The following is a 425-nucleotide window of genomic DNA, read 5'->3' as shown; positions in this document are numbered from 1 at the left end:
CGACGCCCGCGCGCCGCGCGCGCACCTCGACGAGTCCGACGAAGGCGAGGGTCTGGACCGTGGACACCGTGAGCGCGACCGGCCCGACGTCCACGAGGTCGAGGTCGGCCAGGCCCACCGCGCCGAGCGTGAACACCGCGACGTTGTTGACGACGTGCGCGGCCGCGGCGGCCTCGAGGCCGCCGGTGCGCCACGTGACCCAGCCCATCGCGAGCGCCCACAGCGCGATGTCGAGCATCGCGAGGTTCACGTACTCGTGGCCGAGCACGAACAGCGGCACGGGCAGGGCGATCGCGAACGCCGGGTGCCGCAGCCACGTGCCGACGGTCTGCAGGAGGTACCCGCGGAACACGACCCCCTCGGCGACGCACTGCGCGGGCACCAGCAGCAGGGCCAGGCCGATCAGCAGCCGCGCACCAGCGTCC

1 protein-coding gene is annotated in these 425 nt (G+C 74.4%); it reads right to left on the bottom strand.

Going from position 1 to position 425, the window contains the following annotated elements:
- Positions 1–425, bottom strand: a 425-nt coding sequence (locus G3I71_RS48305; protein ID WP_164325327.1) for a CPBP family intramembrane glutamic endopeptidase, incomplete at both ends; no start/stop codon positions are given.

Origin of the sequence: Streptomyces sp. SID12501 (assembly GCF_010550245.1) — a bacterium.
GTDB lineage: Bacteria > Actinomycetota > Actinomycetes > Streptomycetales > Streptomycetaceae > Streptomyces.
Note: the sequence above shows the minus strand (reverse complement) of the source record. Positions and strands in the feature narration are given on the sequence as shown.